At 45.8% G+C, this 15,726-nt stretch carries 14 protein-coding genes; 10 read left to right on the top strand and 4 right to left on the bottom strand.

Annotated features, from left to right (window positions below):
- The first annotated feature begins 10 nt into the window (after positions 1-10).
- From NDA03_RS13400 to NDA03_RS13380, 5 genes are all read left to right on the top strand, one after another.
- Positions 11-436, top strand: a complete 426-nt coding sequence (locus tag NDA03_RS13400; RefSeq protein WP_190433762.1) for a HetP family heterocyst commitment protein — start codon at positions 11-13, stop codon at positions 434-436.
- 254 nt (positions 437-690) lie between these two features.
- Positions 691-909 carry a hypothetical protein gene (locus NDA03_RS13395; RefSeq protein WP_190429765.1) on the top strand — a complete coding sequence of 73 codons (219 nt, stop codon included), beginning with the start codon at positions 691-693 and terminating at the stop codon, positions 907-909.
- A gap of 142 nt (positions 910-1,051) precedes the next feature.
- Positions 1,052-1,264 carry a hypothetical protein gene (locus tag NDA03_RS13390; RefSeq protein ID WP_190415177.1) on the top strand — a complete coding sequence of 71 codons (213 nt, stop codon included), beginning with the start codon at positions 1,052-1,054 and terminating at the stop codon, positions 1,262-1,264.
- Between the two features lie 128 nt (positions 1,265-1,392).
- Positions 1,393-1,602 (top strand): hypothetical protein, encoded by a 210-nt coding sequence (locus NDA03_RS13385; RefSeq protein ID WP_190415176.1) that lies wholly within the window; start codon positions 1,393-1,395, stop codon positions 1,600-1,602.
- 117 nt (positions 1,603-1,719) lie between these two features.
- Complete coding sequence (locus tag NDA03_RS13380; protein ID WP_190415175.1) at positions 1,720-1,992, top strand: hypothetical protein; 273 nt, start codon at positions 1,720-1,722, stop codon at positions 1,990-1,992.
- Positions 1,993-2,357: 365 nt separating this feature from the next.
- On the opposite strand, the gene NDA03_RS13375 is transcribed toward NDA03_RS13380, so the two are convergent.
- The gene (locus NDA03_RS13375) at positions 2,358-2,747 is read right to left on the bottom strand and encodes a hypothetical protein (protein ID WP_190433760.1); all 390 of its coding nucleotides are present in this window, start codon (positions 2,745-2,747) and stop codon (positions 2,358-2,360) included.
- A gap of 234 nt (positions 2,748-2,981) precedes the next feature.
- Here NDA03_RS13375 and NDA03_RS13370 point away from each other — a divergent pair, with 234 nt between their 5' ends.
- Positions 2,982-3,722: a peptidylprolyl isomerase gene (locus NDA03_RS13370; protein WP_348238256.1), complete on the top strand. Its 741-nt coding sequence runs from the start codon at positions 2,982-2,984 to the stop codon at positions 3,720-3,722.
- 83 nt (positions 3,723-3,805) lie between these two features.
- Positions 3,806-3,991: a hypothetical protein gene (locus NDA03_RS13365; protein WP_190433756.1), complete on the top strand. Its 186-nt coding sequence runs from the start codon at positions 3,806-3,808 to the stop codon at positions 3,989-3,991.
- A 264-nt stretch (positions 3,992-4,255) separates the two neighbouring features.
- On the opposite strand, the gene NDA03_RS13360 is transcribed toward NDA03_RS13365, so the two are convergent.
- Complete coding sequence (locus tag NDA03_RS13360; RefSeq protein WP_190415171.1) at positions 4,256-5,128, bottom strand: hypothetical protein; 873 nt, start codon at positions 5,126-5,128, stop codon at positions 4,256-4,258.
- Positions 5,129-5,481: 353 nt separating this feature from the next.
- Here NDA03_RS13360 and NDA03_RS13355 point away from each other — a divergent pair, with 353 nt between their 5' ends.
- Both NDA03_RS13355 and NDA03_RS13350 read left to right on the top strand, forming a co-directional pair.
- A complete protein-coding gene (locus tag NDA03_RS13355) occupies positions 5,482-8,550 on the top strand; it encodes a zinc-dependent metalloprotease (protein WP_348238255.1) in 3,069 nt (1,022 codons plus the stop codon).
- Positions 8,551-8,896: 346 nt separating this feature from the next.
- Positions 8,897-11,623 carry a zinc-dependent metalloprotease gene (locus NDA03_RS13350; protein WP_348238254.1) on the top strand — a complete coding sequence of 909 codons (2,727 nt, stop codon included), beginning with the start codon at positions 8,897-8,899 and terminating at the stop codon, positions 11,621-11,623.
- Between the two features lie 102 nt (positions 11,624-11,725).
- Here the strand turns inward: NDA03_RS13350 and NDA03_RS13345 are convergent, their stop codons facing one another.
- On the bottom strand, positions 11,726-13,231 hold the full coding sequence (locus tag NDA03_RS13345) for a pitrilysin family protein (RefSeq protein ID WP_348238253.1): 1,506 nt from the start codon (positions 13,229-13,231) through the stop codon (positions 11,726-11,728).
- A 28-nt stretch (positions 13,232-13,259) separates the two neighbouring features.
- A complete protein-coding gene (locus tag NDA03_RS13340) occupies positions 13,260-14,843 on the bottom strand; it encodes a pitrilysin family protein (RefSeq protein WP_348238299.1) in 1,584 nt (527 codons plus the stop codon).
- Positions 14,844-15,065: 222 nt separating this feature from the next.
- On the opposite strand from NDA03_RS13340, the gene NDA03_RS13335 reads away from it, so the two are divergent.
- Positions 15,066-15,701 (top strand): TetR/AcrR family transcriptional regulator, encoded by a 636-nt coding sequence (locus NDA03_RS13335; RefSeq protein ID WP_190433741.1) that lies wholly within the window; start codon positions 15,066-15,068, stop codon positions 15,699-15,701.
- Positions 15,702-15,726: the final 25 nt, after the last annotated feature.

Raw genomic sequence — 15,726 nt, 5'->3', positions numbered from 1 at the left:
GGCAATTGTTATGGCTTATCACATTCCCTGTTCTAATCCTAAACTTGACAAAACCATGAATTCCGAACAGTTTAATCAAGTTGTTGAAGCCATCATGGAAGGAAAGTATTCTTGGGCTTGCGTTTTACTATTGCGGTTTGCTGGTTACAATCCCCTACACTACATCCCCTACCGAACATACAACCGATTGCTCAAAGAAAACTGCCAAGTTGGCAGACACACCAACTGTAAAACAGATACTTTAAATACAGATAATCAAAGGGCTGCAATCGGGTCAGAGAGCCTAGAGTCACACAAGTGCTTAAGCACAATTAAAGACCTTGGTTATCTAGAAGCGATCGCTGAGCCACAAGTACGGGGAAGCAGGGGTCATTTTGACCCCTGGTTAGTCATAAAAACTCAAAAAATAAACTCAATTTTTCGGGAATTAAAATAACAAAAAAATCTGCTCTTCAAGATTGAAGTTGATTTTTTGACCAGTCGTAAAAATCCTGCTGCGTTCATCGTTTACTAAAGAATGGGGCAGGTTTTTCTTTTACAATTGCCAAAAAACTGCTCTCACACTATTTTTTAAATCATCGAGGAAAAATGCCAAAATGGCAACACGACCTTAACCATACTGTTTATATTGTTTATATCAACCAAACAAGGTTGTTTCAGAAAAAAACTGAATTGCAAAGGAAACATTTAATGATTATTTCTGACCTAAGCCATTTGGAAGTTGCCGACCAATCTCCCAGTCTTGTTGGTGCTGGCTATAGCTACTCCAGCTACAGCAAATATAAGAGCAATTCCAGCTATCTCAATCAATACGCTTCTTCCAAAGCAACGGCTAAATCAGTATTTGGTCCAGCAACAGCCGTAGCAATTTCTACAAATGTAGCCACCGTTACCCAACTAAATTTTTAAACGTGGCGGTTGCTGTTAAATAATGCTCTAAATATTGAGCATTTATCAGGGTAAACCTCTCTGGAAGTCTATCGACAATAGGCTTTCTAACTCGGTTACTCAAAAAGTAAACCAAATTCTCAATCTGGAAAGGAGACATCGAATGATTATTTCTGACCTGAGCCATTTGGAAGCTGCGAAGCAATCTCCCAGTGTTGTTGGTGGTTGGTATAGCTATAGCTATAGCAATTATAAGAGCAATTCCAGCTATGTCGATCAATACGCTTCTTCTAAGGCAAGTGCTAAATCATTTTTAAGTTCAGCAACTGCGGTAGCAATCTCTACCAATGACGCCAGCGTTTACCAAATTAATTGATGAAAGGTGACTGCTGCTCTAAACTTTGAGCTTTTTCAGTAGTAAACCTTGGGGAAACTTATCCCCGGAATTGGCTTTTCAACCAGATTTCTGCAAAAACTAAACCCATTTTGAAAAGGAGACATCCCATGATTATTTCTGACCTGAGCCATTTAGAAGTTGCCGAACAATCTCCCAGCGTTGTTGGTGCTGGCTATAGCTACTACAGCACATCTAAGAGCAACTACAGCTATCTCAGTCAATACGCTTCTTCCAAAGCGACGGCTAAATCATTCTTCGGTCCAGCAACTGCCGTAGCAATTTCTTCCAATTCAGCCAACGTTTACCAAAGTAACTAATTAACGATGGCTATTGCTTATAGCCATTGAGCAAATTTAAGTCTGAGAACTGCTGAAAGCCAATTTTAAGTAAATAAAAAGGCTTTCAGCGGCCTTTTTGTTAGCAGGAGGACTCCCATGAGTGGATTAACAATCAATGATTTAAATTTTTTCGATTCGGGAATTTCGGACTCAAGTGGGGTGACAGGTGGCTCAAGCAAGATTACCTTGCACGACTTTTTGAAAGATATCAGCATCCCGATTGATTATATCGATGTCAAAGACACGGACTACTTTAGTTATTCGACTAGCAGTAGCAAGGGAACAAAAAATAGCCTGAAGGCCACAGCTAGTGCTTTTGGTAGCAAGGGTAATATGTCTGTTTCAACATGGACTTCCGGTGGTTATTAATCTAGATTTGGCAGATAACAGTTCAAGATATACCCTACCTTGGACTGTTTATCAATCCTTCTGTGACTGTAAAAACTGAAGATAATTATGCCTTAGTTTGCCCTGCTAACTTTATTTAAGTTGTTGATCTAAGGACATATAAACAATATGATTAAATCATCTCAATGCGTTTTGTATCTTGGTCTAGCTGGAAGCTTGATCGTATCTGTTGCTCTACCTTCCCAAGCTAACCCTCCGGGTGGCAAAGATTTCACCAGCGCTTTAAGCGTCATTAGTTCATTTTCCTCTGGAGGCAGTTCTAGTAGTGTCACCGCTACCAGTAGTGCAACAGCAACCTCGTTTGGTGATAGCGGTTTCAGCAGCAGTCAAAGTACCTCTAGCGCATTCTCATCTTCAGCGGGTTCTGGCAGTAGTAGTGCGACAGCAACATCTCCTACAGGAACTCCCAGTAGCCAAAGTGCGACAGTCTTTACTCCTGGCGCAACATCCAGTAGCGCTAGCGCCACAGCTGCCGCATCTACAACTTCTCCTAATATTACGAGCGTCACTGTTGCCGCACCCGCAACCTCTACCAATCCCACTAGCGTCACCTTTCCTACACCTGCAACCTCTGCCAATCCCAATAGCGCTAATATCACTAGCGCTAATATCACTAGCGCTAAAGTTAATGCGCCAGCAACAATCATCCCTAATGCTGCTGGAATCTCAACCACCTTGCCAGTGGCAACCTTCTCTAACCCTAACGTCCCAGGCACTTCCCGCTCATCAACCGTTGCCGCAACCTACATTAGCAACTTCTCTTTGCTATCATCTCTTCCAGACAAGAGTGAGATTATTGAACAACGTAAAGACCTTTCTGTTGAAAATAATAGTAGCAACAATGAAGGAGCTTCCTATAGCCTTGTAGGGCTAGGTAGCCGAGTTTTTCCAGGCCTTGGTCTGAGGCTAGTTACTGATTAAGTCTAACTGAGTGGAGTCATAACAATGATATGACTGATCTTTCAGGGGCATCTATTCATCCGAATGAAGTGGTTAATTTCCTGAAAAAAAATCTTCAGTTGAAGGATGTCCATCAAAAAATTTTATATCAAAGAATCATCGAAAAAGCGGCTCAGGAAAGAAACCTAACAGTCACCGCAGAAGAAATTCAGGCTGACGCGGATAGGCTGCGTTATGAGAAGCGTTTGGAGAAAGCCTCAGACACGCTAGCATGGCTGGCAGACCAGATGATTACTGTGGATGACTGGGAGGCAGGAATTAGCGATCGCATTCTTGCCCGCAAATTAGCTAATTCTCTATTCTCTAAAGAAGTCGAGAAGTTCTTCGCGGAAAATCGGCTTGATTTTGACCAAGTTTTACTCTACCAAATTATTGTTCCTTACGAAAAGGTCGCTCAAGAACTTTTCTATCAAATTGAAGAAGAGGAGATCGATTTTCATCAAGCCGCTCATCTTTACGATTGTGATGAAAGGCGCAGACATCATTGTGGATTGGAAGGCAAGCTTTTCCGCTGGAACTTAAAGCCAGATATTGCCGCCCTTATATTTAGTGCCCAAATCGGAGAAGTAATGGGTCCCATCCAAACCGAGCAAGGTTATCATCTCTTAATGGTTGAAGAGTTCATTCCTGCGGAATTAACCCCTGAAAGGTATCAAGAAATCCTTGATAGACTCTTTGAAGAGTGGTTAACCAGTGAGTTAAATTATATGATTCATAACCAAATGGTTTGAACAAGCCACCAATTTTGGGTGAGTTTAGAATTCTATCTAAACTCTTGCTTTTAATTCAGTATTCAGAAGGGAGGATATCAATCGTGATCCGTTCTAAAGTCTTAATTCAGCGAATCGTCTCATCTGATGGAAAAAGTGTTGCAGAAGCCAAGAGCGTAGTCATTACGTCGGATGATAGTGAGAGTACAATTAGTCAATGCGTCACGGTTGAAGTCTGTTCCGGCAATCGTTGTAGCAGTCGCTCAACATCTAGCGTGACTTCTAAATAGACACCTGCCTGAAAAGTGGGGTGGGATATAATCTTACTGCATCCAAACGAGAATTGTTATATCCCTAGCGATTACAGATCGCCCTTTCTACAAGCATTAGGATGTTCCTATTAGGGACTTCTAGAAAAAATAATCTCTATGCCATTGTAGGGGCACGGCATTGCCGTGCCCCTACAGCAACTATTCCCTACTAAGAGGCTGAAAAATGAAGGCTACGTAGGCACGCTTCGTTCGCGTAGCTACGACTTTAGTCGCCTGACGTTTTTACTTTGACTTCACTGCAACAGCTTTCTTTCTGGCTTCATATCCAACGCCCATTAAGCAGAATAAGAGTAAAGCTAAGGTACTCGAAAACTCTGGGGTTTCAGCAATTGCCTTACTTGCTTTCACTTTATTTGTCTTAGTTTCTACTAAGGTTAGATAAGTTAAGCTATCGAATTTACGCGAAAACTTACCTTGAATAAAAGCTTCAGCAGTTTCTTCGTTGCCTCCAAAAGAAGTCTCTAAAAAAACTTTATTTGGCTTAACGGTTACGTTGGCGCTCTTCTCATAAGCAAGAAAATCACCAGGTTCTAATGTCTTTATTTTTCCGGCTAAGCTAAAAAAGTCTAAAGGAATCCAAGTCTTCGTATCTTTATTATTCTGGGTGTTATATAACTGAAAATTTACCTCTCCAGACGCACTAGCATATTCAAATTCTGGTTCGTCAATAGAGGTTTTAAGACCTAAAAAAGCTGAAAAATCGAAAGAGAAAGTTTGACCTGCATTTACTAGAAAGTTATAGCCAATCACTCCAGCTACGCTTTTCACCTGTCCAAAATAGCTCTTACCTTCGCCCTCAATTTTACTTAAAGAGAAATTGAAAGCTGAGGTTTTTTTAGGGGAGGGATCGGCTGTAAATTCTGCAAAGGCATCAGCATCGGCAGTCACCTCACTACTGCTTGTAAATATCTCAGTAAAAGCCTCAGTAAAAGCCTCCACCTCAACAGGTGAGTGGCTAAATTTATTCAGTTCTACTGTCGCTTCAGACTTGGCTAGAGTTGCAGCCCAACCAGGCGCAGCAACGAACGCAGAGCTAGCCATCAAAGGCGTTGCGAACAGCAAGAAGCGTAAGCTGGGACGTTGTTTGGTTATCATAAAAACCTTATTTCCTTATGTCACTAAAATTTTGGGCATGAGAATTTTGACCTGCTGAAAGTTGCAGATCGAAGCGATGAACTAACAAAGGAACAATTTCACCTAGACTGTTTTCAATAACAATAAACAGCCTGTTTGTTAAATGGATGTCTCCATTTAACAAACCTTTGGGTTACGCTGAAAAGACTGACGAGAAAAGTTTCTATTGCACTTTAGCAAAGAAATACTTAAGGACTTTCACGTAAGTATCATAATCCCAATTCTCTAAAATTAGAGTAAAGCTCCAGTAAATATACTGAAATACTTTTTAAAGATTTGATGAAGTAGGAATGGTCATTCGGATGCTGAACAAAATGAAAAAATTGCCGTTCTATCTATTGGTTCTACAAGGAGTGTTGTTCGGGATAGAGCTACAAGTAGCAGCGCAGGCGCTGGTGCCTCTAAAAGCGGTGGAAAGGTTGGGCGGTCGCCAACAGATGCGATCGCTTGAGGCTGCTGTTACCAAGAAGCAGCTATCTGGAAGCCAGAAGTCAGACCGTTTTACTAATAAATTGCAACAGATTCCTCTCGATCGGGGCAGCGCAAATAAGTTGCCTCAAAAAAGTGAAGAGGGGTCAGCACTCGAAATTCCTACCTCTGTCACGTCTCCGTATTCTCACGTATGGGTCATCAAAGACAGCCAAAATCAGCCAGAGCAACAGCCTTTTGCGTGGATGGTCAAAGATACTAAAAAACAGCATGAAGATGGCAGTACGGTGCCGCTACAACCGATATTGGGGCTGCTGAAAGATACCAACCAGGCAGCGCTTCAGATGGCAGACGCGGGTGACGCGGGTAAAGCTACTAAAAAGTCTGGCTTTGATGAAATCGTTAAAAATACGGAGAAGGTGGAAGGGTTGTTTACCCTCTACCGCAACAAGAAGACGGGCAAAATTTATTTAGAAATCAAGCCCGAACAGCTCAATAAAAACTTCCTCGGCACCGTGACGATGGAATCGGGGATTGGAGAACGCGGGATTTATAGCGGAGTTCCCCTAAATGATTTCCTGTTTTATTTTCGTCGCGTGAACGAGAATTTACACTTTGTGGTTCGCAATGTTAACTTTCGCACGCGCTCTGGGGAGCCGCAAGAGCGATCGCTCAACCGGGCGTTTAGCGACTCTGTCCTCTACTCGCTGGACATCAAAGCGACTCATCCGCAACGCAAAACCCTGCTTATCGATATGGGGGACTTACTCCTCACCGATTTGCCTGGGTTAACCTCGATGTTAAAAACGTTTTTGGATACTTCCTACCGCCTCGACAGTAGCAAGTCGTATTTCGACACCGCCAAAGCCTTTCCCCTCAATATCGAAATTTCCTCGGTTTACGGTTTCTCATCGACGAGTAGCGAGGACGCAAATTTAGCGACTTTGCCCGATAGCAGGGCCCTCAGCCTCAAAGTACATTACAGTTTATCCCAGTTACCGGAAAACAACGGCTATATTCCGCGTCTCGCTGACGACCGAATTGGCTACTTTATCACCGCCTACAAGGACTTCTCCAACGACAACCGCAGAGAACCTTTCGTTCGTTATATTCATCGTTGGCACTTGGAAAAGCAAGATCCGAAAGCATCTCTGTCACCACCCAAGAAACCAATTGTCTTCTGGATTGAGAACACTGTCCCGGTTGAGTACCGCGACGCCATCCGCGAAGGCGTTCTGATGTGGAACAAAGCTTTTGAGAAGGCGGGATTTAAAGATGCGATTGAAGTGCGGCAAATGCCGGATAATGCCACCTGGAGTCCCGGTGATGTCCGCTACAACACCATCCGTTGGATCAATTCTTTGGATGGATATTCTGCCAGAGGACCATCGCGTGTCAATCCGCTGACTGGCGAAATCTTAGACGCCGACATCATTGTAGATGCCAACATGGTGCAATCGATTAAGCAGCGATATCGCACCCTTGTCGAGTCAAGCCAGCCGTCGGGAACCGGGTTATTTTCCCAAATTGCGGAGAATCCCAATCTCTGCAACGGATTGGAGAGAGAGGGAGAGAGAAATTCTCAATCATCTACCCCCGATTTCTCGCAACTCCTCCAAGATCACGATCTCTGCTATGGCATGGAAGCGGCTACTCAATCGGCGATGGGCGCGATCGCATTATCGCTGGTTCACAATGTCTTGCCTAGCAGCAACGAAATGAAAGAATTTGTGCATCAGTATATCCGCCACCTGATTTCCCACGAAATTGGACATACTTTAGGGTTGCGGCACAACTTCCACGGTAGCACGCTGCTAAAGCCAGAAGAATTGAACAACACCGACATCACGCGCATCAAAGGAATGGTGAGTTCGGTGATGGATTACGTTCCCGTCAACTTGGCACCCGAAGGCGTGAAGCAAGGAGAGTATTATCCAGGCGTTGTTGGCCCTTATGACAAATGGGCGATTGAGTACGGTTATAAACCGAGTGGGGCAACAAATTTTGTAGCTGAGAAGCGATTTTTAGAGCAAATTGCCTCCAAATCGCCCGAATCAGAATACGCCTATGCAACGGATGAAGACATCTTGGATCTCGATCCGGGTGCCAGTCTTTGGGATTTGAGTGGCGATGTGCTGCGCTACTCACAGTCGCAGATGGACAACGCCCGGATGATGTGGGGGCGTTTGGATAAGCGTTACCCGTTGCAGGGCGATAGCTATGAAGAAATGCGCGTGTTGTTTAACACGATACTAAGTTACTACTTCAGTAACGCTAATTTGATGAGTCAATACATTGGTGGGCAGTCATTTAGCCGCAACCATGCCGGAGATCCCAACGGGCGTTTGCCGTTTGAACCCGTGCCGCTAGAAAAACAGCGCGATGCATTGACAAAAATAGGAAAATATGTATTTGCCGCAGACGCTTTTGATTTTCCGCCGGAATTACTCAATCAGTTAGCACCGTCGCGCTGGAGACACTGGGGAAATCCGATCCCGATTTTCCGACTAGATTATCCCATTCACGAAAACCTACTGTTGCAGCAACGTCGCGTATTGCGATCGCTTCTATCCGAAGATCGCCTAAATCGTCTGCGCGACATTGAACTGAAAACAAAACCAGGAGAAGCGCTGACGCTACCGGAACTCTTCGACACCTTGCAAAATAGCATTTGGACAGAGGTACAGCAATCCGATCGCAAACCCGCGAATATTTCCAGCCTCCGCCGTTCCTTGCAACGCGAACATCTGGAAATCATGCTGGGGATGGTGTTGCGGACTGAATCGGTACCGGAAGATGCCCGAACCCTAGCATGGTACGAACTGCAACAACTGCGGAAATCGCTGGATAGTGCATCGAAGCAGAAGAACCTCGACACCTATACCAAAGCGCATCTTCTGGAAACACGCGATCGCATTAACAAAGCCTTAAATGCCCAGTTGGAATCGAAGTGAATCCACCATCGACGATAAATGGTGCAACTTGAAAGGGTTGGAGGAGAGGTTAAATCCAGGGGAAACAGCCATCCGCTATTAAATATAAACTTTTTTGGTTTTTTGGCTGGCGCATAGTATTTTTAGACTCCAAAGCGGGAATCTTAAACAGGGAGCCGCTGATGCATTCAAAGATGGCGTTGCAAACGACGTTCAACTTTAGCGTGCAACATAGCTCTCTAGGTTTTATTAAAAAGACAAAGGATTTATGTGCTGTCTTCAGTCCGGCTTAGATGGTGTCTATAAAGCACCAACCCCATCATTGTTTTAACTTGAATCAGTAATCGTCAATCAGTTTAAAGACAAAATGAAAAAATCGCCATTCTACGTGTGTTGTCTTCTGGGATTATTATTTGCAAATGTTTCTTCAGTTAAAGCAGCCATCACGAACGCCCAGAAGCCAGCGGTACATCCTCCAGTTTTAGCTAAAGATATAAATATAGAAAATTCGGATTTTCAATCCTTCGACGATACGGTTAAAAATACTCAAAAATTGGAAGGATTATTTACCCTTTATCGAAACAAACAAACCGGCACAATATATCTAGAAATTAAACCCGAACAGCTCAATAAAAACTACCTTGCCACCATTACCTTAGAATCGGGGATTGGCGAACGAGGTCTTTACAGCGGAATGCCGCTGCAAGATATGCTTTTCTACTTCCGCCGGGTCAACAACAATTTGCACTTTGCCGTCCGCAACGTGAACTTCCGCACTAGTCCCGGCAATCCAGAACAGCGATCGCTAGAACGAGGCTTTTCAGACTCCGTTCTCAGTTCCCTAAAAATCATCAGGATTCATCCGCAACGCCAAACCATTCTCGTCGATTTGGGGAACCTGCTACTCAGCGATTTACCGGGATTAAGTTCGTATTTAAAAACTGCTTTGGAGGCTTCCTACCAGCTAGAAGAAGACAAAACCTACTTCGGCGCTGCCAAAGCTTTCCCCCTAAACATGGAAATTGAGTCGATTTACGGCTTCTCCAACCCTAGTGGAGATGATGGGGCGTACCTGCCGACGCTGCCGGACAGTCGCGCCCTTTCCCTCAAGGTACATTACAGCCTCTCCCAGCTACCGGAAAACAACGGCTATATCCCGCGTCTTGCCGACGAACGGGTTGGCTATTTCACGACGGTTTACAAGGATTTTTCGAGTAAGAGTGGCAAAGATCCGTTTGTGCGCTACATCCAGCGCTGGAATCTAGAAAAGCAAGATCCCGCAGCTTCCCTGTCGCTACCCAAAAAACCAATTGTCTTCTGGATTGAAAATACTGTCCCGGTTGAGTACCGCGACGCTATCCGCGAGGGCGTTTTGATGTGGAACGCCGCGTTTGAGAAGGCGGGATTCAAGGATGCGATCGCAGTGCAGCAGATGCCAGAAAATGCGACTTGGGACCCGGCTGATGTGCGCTACAACACGATTCGCTGGTTCAATTCTTTGGATGCCGCATTTGCATTAGGACCGTCGCGGGTTAACCCGTTGACTGGGGAAATCTTGGATGCTGACATTATCGTGGACGCTGACTTTGTCAATTCGTTCAAGCAGGAATATCACCACCTGATCGAACCGAACCAGAAGGGGAACAGCAGTATTTGTCACCGTGGCTTCTTGCCTTCTCACTCGTCTAAACAAGGTGCAGCGCGGGGTGGTGCCAACAGACAGGTAAAACCTTCGTTATTAGAACAGGATGGTCATAACCATCGGTGCGAGGGAATGCAATTTGCCAATCAGATGGCAGTTGGGTCGTTGTCGCTATCACTATTGCAGAACGTTAGTCCCAGAAGCGATCGCATGAAAGAGTATATTCATCAATTTGTGCGATTGCTCATTGCTCACGAAGTCGGACACACTCTAGGCTTAAGACACAACTTCCGTGGCAGTACCCTCCTCACCCCAGAGGAATTAAATAATACCGACATCACCCGCGCCAAGGGAATGGTGAGTTCCGTCATGGACTATCTGCCACCCAACTTGGCACCCCAAGGCGTCAAGCAAGGAGATTACTATACCAGCAAGGTGGGTGCTTATGACGAGTGGGCGATTGAGTATGGTTACAAACCCAGTGGCGGGGTAATTCCCATCGCCGAACAGCGGTTTCTGGATGAGATTGCCAAGAAATCTAGTCAGCCGGAATTAGCTTATGCCTCCGATGAGGACAGCTTTGACCTCGATCCTACCGTGAACCAATATGACATGAGTCTCGATCCGCTAGGCTACGCGCGATCGCAACTGGATATTGACCGCCAGCTATGGGATCGTCTCAATAAAGGGTATCCCGGCACCGGCGAAAGTTACAGCGAAGTTAGCGATCGCTTTAACACCGCGTTCATGCACTATTTGCAAAACGTGTTCTTGATTACTAAATATATTGGCGGACAATCGTTCTACCGCGATCGCCCCGGAAACCGCAACGGACGCTTACCCTTTGAACCTGTGCCAGTCGCCAAGCAGCGAGAAGCCTTGGCAGCATTGCAAAAGTATGTCTTTGCAGAAGACGCTTTTAATTTCCCGCCGGATCTACTCAATAAGTTAGCACCCTCGCGCTGGATGGATTGGAGCAATAATATTGCAATTAATCGCCTTGATTTTCCGGTTCACGACAGCATCTTCTTCCCGCAAAGCATTGTTTTGAGAGAAGTGCTATCGGGCGATCGCCTCAACCGTCTGCGCGACTTGGAACTGAAGAGTCAGCCAAATCAAGCGCTGACGCTACCAGAACTATTTAATACCTTGCACAGTGACCTTTGGAGTGAGTTGCAGCCAGCAGATAGCAAGTCGGTGAAGATATCCAGCTTTCGTCGGGCTTTGCAGCGAGAACATTTGCAAATACTAATCGGCATGGTGTTGCGGACTGAGGACGTGCCCGAAGACGCCCGAACGCTTGCCTGGTCGAAATTGCGCCAATTGCGCGAAGACATCAACGGTAGCCTTAGGCACCGGAGTGGGAACTTAGATGAATATACCAAAGCCCACCTGCAAGAAACACGCGATCGCATCTCTAAAGCCTTAGATGCTCAGATGCAATCAAATTAAAATCACAGGTCAAGAGTCATTTAACTAATGATTCCTGACCTGTGACAAATAAGCATTTAATCATTAGTCATTAGTCTGTTGCCAATAACTAAGGACTAAGGACTAACTATTTTTTGATGCTCCTGGAATCGCAATATCTATCGACGTAACATTGGGCGTGATGCTGGTTAGAGGCGGCTGAATTGCAGCAGCATTTCCAACCACCAGCGTAACAATGTTCTCTGGCTGGAGATATTTTTCAGCAACCCGTTGAATATCCTCAATCGTGGTTGCTTCCACGTCGCGCTGGTAACGAAAGATAAAATCCTTCGGGTAGCCGTAATATTCATATCGCATCAATCGCGACAGAGTTTGGCTGGGATCTTGGAACTTAAAAACAAAAGAATTGAGTTCCGATTCCTTGGCGTAGGAAAGTTCTGCTGGCGTCACTGGATTGGTGCGGATGCGCTCGATTTCCGATAAAACGCCCTTAATGAAGGGTACAGTCGCATCTGAACGAGTTTGTCCCCCAGCAAGGAATACGCCTGGGTAGTCATATTGAGCGCCCCAATAACCGTACACCGTGTAAGCGAGACCTTGGCGCGATCGCACTTCGTTAAACAACCGTCCGCCAAAACCGTTTAACACTCCATTTAATACTGACAGAGCCGCATAGTCAGGACTGTTCAATTGACCGCCCAGATGACCCATGACAATATTACTCTGCGTCAGCTGCGGCTGATTTACCAGAAAAACCCCTCCTCGCTTTGCCTGTTCCGCTCCTGGTATCGGTGGAGTTTGCGCTGTGCCTTTTGGCTTCCAGTTCCCAAACTTTTCCTGGATCATCTGACGCATCGCCTTACTATCAAAATCCCCCACGATGCCCAGAATCATATTCTTCGGATGAAAATATTTCTGGTAGAAACTGATTAAGTCATCGCGGGAAATGTTGTCTAAGGTTGCATATTCTACGGTGCGAGCATAGGGGCTATTGTTGCCATAGACTAATTTCTCAAATTCGCGGGAAGCAATACCACCTGGGTCGTCATTCCGCCGCGCAATTTCACCGCGCTGTTGCGTCTTGGCTAAATCTAGCTTTTCCTGTGCAAAAATCGGCTCTTGGATTACCTCAGCAAACAAACTAAATACGTCCTTCAAGTCTTCAGAGAGCGTCGTAAAGTCAGCACTACCCGCAGTGCTAACAATACTGCTCTCTACCGAAGCGGCGCGTTGTTCCAACAATTGGTTTAGTTCATCGCTGGAGTGCTTCGCGGTTCCGCCAGTCCGCAGGACTTCCCCAACCAACGTAGCCAAACCTACCTCGTTTTCTGGTTCCAGACGACCGCCGGTGCGAATCATCGCCGTGCCACTCACGAGGGGAAGTTCGTGATCTTCCATCAGATACACAATCATCCCATTGTCCATCTGATAGCGCGTGTACGGCGGTACCTGAATTTCCGGCAACGGCGGAAACTTCAACTCCGTATAATGCCGTGCTGTATCCGCTACCGCTGGCATCAAAAATGTCAAAAGTAAAAAAGAGAAAGTCAAAAGAAACAGAAAATAATTTTTCCTTTGTTTTCCTTTGCCCTTCTTCCGCAAATTCTGCCTAAACCACTGCATACTCATTCCTCTTCCTTCTTCTTCCTCTCAGTCCTCAGTCCTGTTTAGGCAGAATTCGCCCAATTGTCCGGTTTTGTGGCTGGAAAGTTTCTTTCGCCACGCGCTGAATTTCTGCGGGTGTCACGGTAGCGATCGCATCTAGTTGCTTAAACAGGTTCCGCCATGAGCCGGTTTTCACTTCATAGTCCACCAGCGACATCGCCATGCCCATATTGGAATCGAGCGATCGCAATAAATCAGCTCTTGCTTGAGTCTTCACCCGATCCAAATCCATCGCCGCTACGGGTTCCGTCTTCAGCCGCTCAATTTCCTTGCTCAAAGACGCTGCCACTTCATCCACTGTATGACCGGGAGCTGTCAGCGCATAGAACAGCATCAAATTCGGATACTTATCTCCCGGAAAGCCACTAAAACCTTCCGCATTCAGAGCGACTTGCTGCTCTTCTACTAAAGACTTGTAGAGGCGAGAAGTCCGACCATCGCTCAACAATCGACCGATCAGTTCATAAATTGCATGATCCGGATGATTCATCGCTGGGCGGTGATAGCCTTCTAGATACCAAGGTTGGGATTGCAGCCGCAAGGTGACATCCTGCGCTTCCGTTTGCTTGGGTTCCGTCGGTAATTGCTCCTCCGTCGCAGGTCTCGCTTTGTAACGTCCAAAATAAACTTGAGCCAGCCGTTTCACTTCCACTGGGTTAACATCCCCAACGACCGCAATGGTTAACTTGCTGGGGACGTAGTGCGTGTCAAAAAACTCCTGCACATTTTCGCGGGTAAGATTGCGGATGTCCTGGTCGTAGCCAATCACTGGACGCTTATAGGGATGCACTTTGAAAGCCGCATCGAGAAAAGCCTCAATCATTTGACCGATGGGCGAGTTATCAGTTCGCAACCGTCGCTCTTCCAGGATGACTTCTTTCTCTTTATAAAATTCTCGAAACACTGGGTCTAAAAACCGCTCTGACTCCAGCGACATCCACAGCTCTAATTTGTTGGAAGGAAAGCTGTAGAAATAGACCGTGGAATCTGTAGAGGTTGCCGCGTTTAGACCGACGCCTCCCGCTTGTTCGACAATTTGACCCAGTTCATTTTGCTTGACATATTTCGCTGCTTCGGCTTCAACCTTGTTAAATTCTGCCTGCAACTTTGTCACTTCTGCCGGTTTCTTTGCCGCTTTTGCTGCCTCAATTTGTTCGGCTAACTGGTCTAAGCGGTCTAAAAGTGGCTTTTCTGCCTTATAGTCCTGCGTGCCAATGCGGGTGGTTCCCTTAAAAGCTAAATGCTCTAGAAAGTGAGCAACGCCTGTTTGACCATTGGGTTCGTTGGCACCGCCCACATCGGCATAGGTGTAAAACGACACAACTGGCGCTTGGTGCCGTTCCAATACAATAAACTTGAGACCATTCTCTAAGCGAAACTCTGTCACCCGCTGAATCACCCGGTCTAAATAGGGCTGAATCGATTGGGTTGTGGCAGTCCCATCCGCCTTTTCAAGCGTCTGGGTACGAGCTAACGCCACATTTGGCTGCATACCCCACCCCAGCAGCAGCGCGAGCAGAAAAGCCAGAATGCTTTGCCACTGACGCTGTCTTGACGGTTGAGGGCTGGGGTTCAAACTTTCCCGTAACGGTTGTGCTGTCGTTGGGATTGACACACACAGGAATCGACAAAACTGACTCATACAATACTAAAGATTAAGCAGCGCTAATTCCAAGATATTGACTCTAACGTGGATTGTGTGGTGTTAACAATCTGTGAAGGTTTGGGTGATTGATTACTCGCCTATAGCACAATTGCATTAGGGTGTTAGTGGTAATCCATCCATTTATTTCTTAATATGGGAATTTTTAACCGGAAAACAGTAGGGGGAACTAAGCAAGTTGCTCATACTGAAGACGATACCCACACCCGAATTTTACAGGCAGCACAGCGGTTATTTGCCCGCCAGGGATATGAGGGGACAACAACCCGCGATCTTGCCGCAACAGCGGGGGTTGCAGAAGGAACGTTGTTTCGTCATTTTCCGAACAAAAAGGCGATCTTGATTGAGGTGGCGACGCAAGGCTGGGTAGAAATTCTCACAGATTTATTAACGGAATTGAGTGAAATGGGCAGCTATAAAGCTGTGGCTCAGGTGATGCATCGGCGGATGATGAATCTACGTGAAAATGCGGATATGCTGCGGGTTTGTTTTACAGAAGCGCAGTTTCATCCAGAGTTGCGCGATCGCATCCAAGCTGAAGTCATTGTCAAAATGACGGATGTGGCAGAAGCTTTCTTTCAAACTGCAATGGATAGAGGCACCTATCGCCGCATGAATCCAAGAATTGTCGCCCAAGTTTTCTTAGGGATGTTCACAATTGCCGGTTTTAGTCACGACACGCTATTAGGAGAAAATGCTTCCCCGAAAGCAATGCAAGAAATGGCAGAAGGGTTGGCTGATATTTTCCTGAATGGTGTGTTGGCGAAATAAAGAAATTAAGATTTGCTCCGGCGTT

Source organism: Trichocoleus sp. Lan (assembly GCF_039961855.1).
Classification (GTDB): domain Bacteria; phylum Cyanobacteriota; class Cyanobacteriia; order Cyanobacteriales; family FACHB-T130; genus FACHB-T130.
This window is presented reverse-complemented; position numbering and strand designations above follow the sequence as displayed.

Excerpts from the sequence above, each read along its gene's own strand:
- NDA03_RS13400 (WP_190433762.1), top strand. The coding sequence starts at position 11 with ATGGCTTATCACATTCCCTGTTCTAATCCTAAACTTGACAAAACCATG.
- NDA03_RS13395 (WP_190429765.1), top strand. The coding sequence starts at position 691 with ATGATTATTTCTGACCTAAGCCATTTGGAAGTTGCCGACCAATCTCCC.
- NDA03_RS13390 (WP_190415177.1), top strand. The coding sequence starts at position 1,052 with ATGATTATTTCTGACCTGAGCCATTTGGAAGCTGCGAAGCAATCTCCC.
- NDA03_RS13385 (WP_190415176.1), top strand. The coding sequence starts at position 1,393 with ATGATTATTTCTGACCTGAGCCATTTAGAAGTTGCCGAACAATCTCCC.
- NDA03_RS13380 (WP_190415175.1), top strand. The coding sequence starts at position 1,720 with ATGAGTGGATTAACAATCAATGATTTAAATTTTTTCGATTCGGGAATT.
- NDA03_RS13370 (WP_348238256.1), top strand. The coding sequence starts at position 2,982 with ATGACTGATCTTTCAGGGGCATCTATTCATCCGAATGAAGTGGTTAAT.
- NDA03_RS13360 (WP_190415171.1), bottom strand. The coding sequence starts at position 5,128 with ATGATAACCAAACAACGTCCCAGCTTACGCTTCTTGCTGTTCGCAACG.
- NDA03_RS13355 (WP_348238255.1), top strand. The coding sequence starts at position 5,482 with ATGAAAAAATTGCCGTTCTATCTATTGGTTCTACAAGGAGTGTTGTTC.
- NDA03_RS13350 (WP_348238254.1), top strand. The coding sequence starts at position 8,897 with ATGAAAAAATCGCCATTCTACGTGTGTTGTCTTCTGGGATTATTATTT.
- NDA03_RS13345 (WP_348238253.1), bottom strand. The coding sequence starts at position 13,231 with ATGAGTATGCAGTGGTTTAGGCAGAATTTGCGGAAGAAGGGCAAAGGA.
- NDA03_RS13335 (WP_190433741.1), top strand. The coding sequence starts at position 15,066 with ATGGGAATTTTTAACCGGAAAACAGTAGGGGGAACTAAGCAAGTTGCT.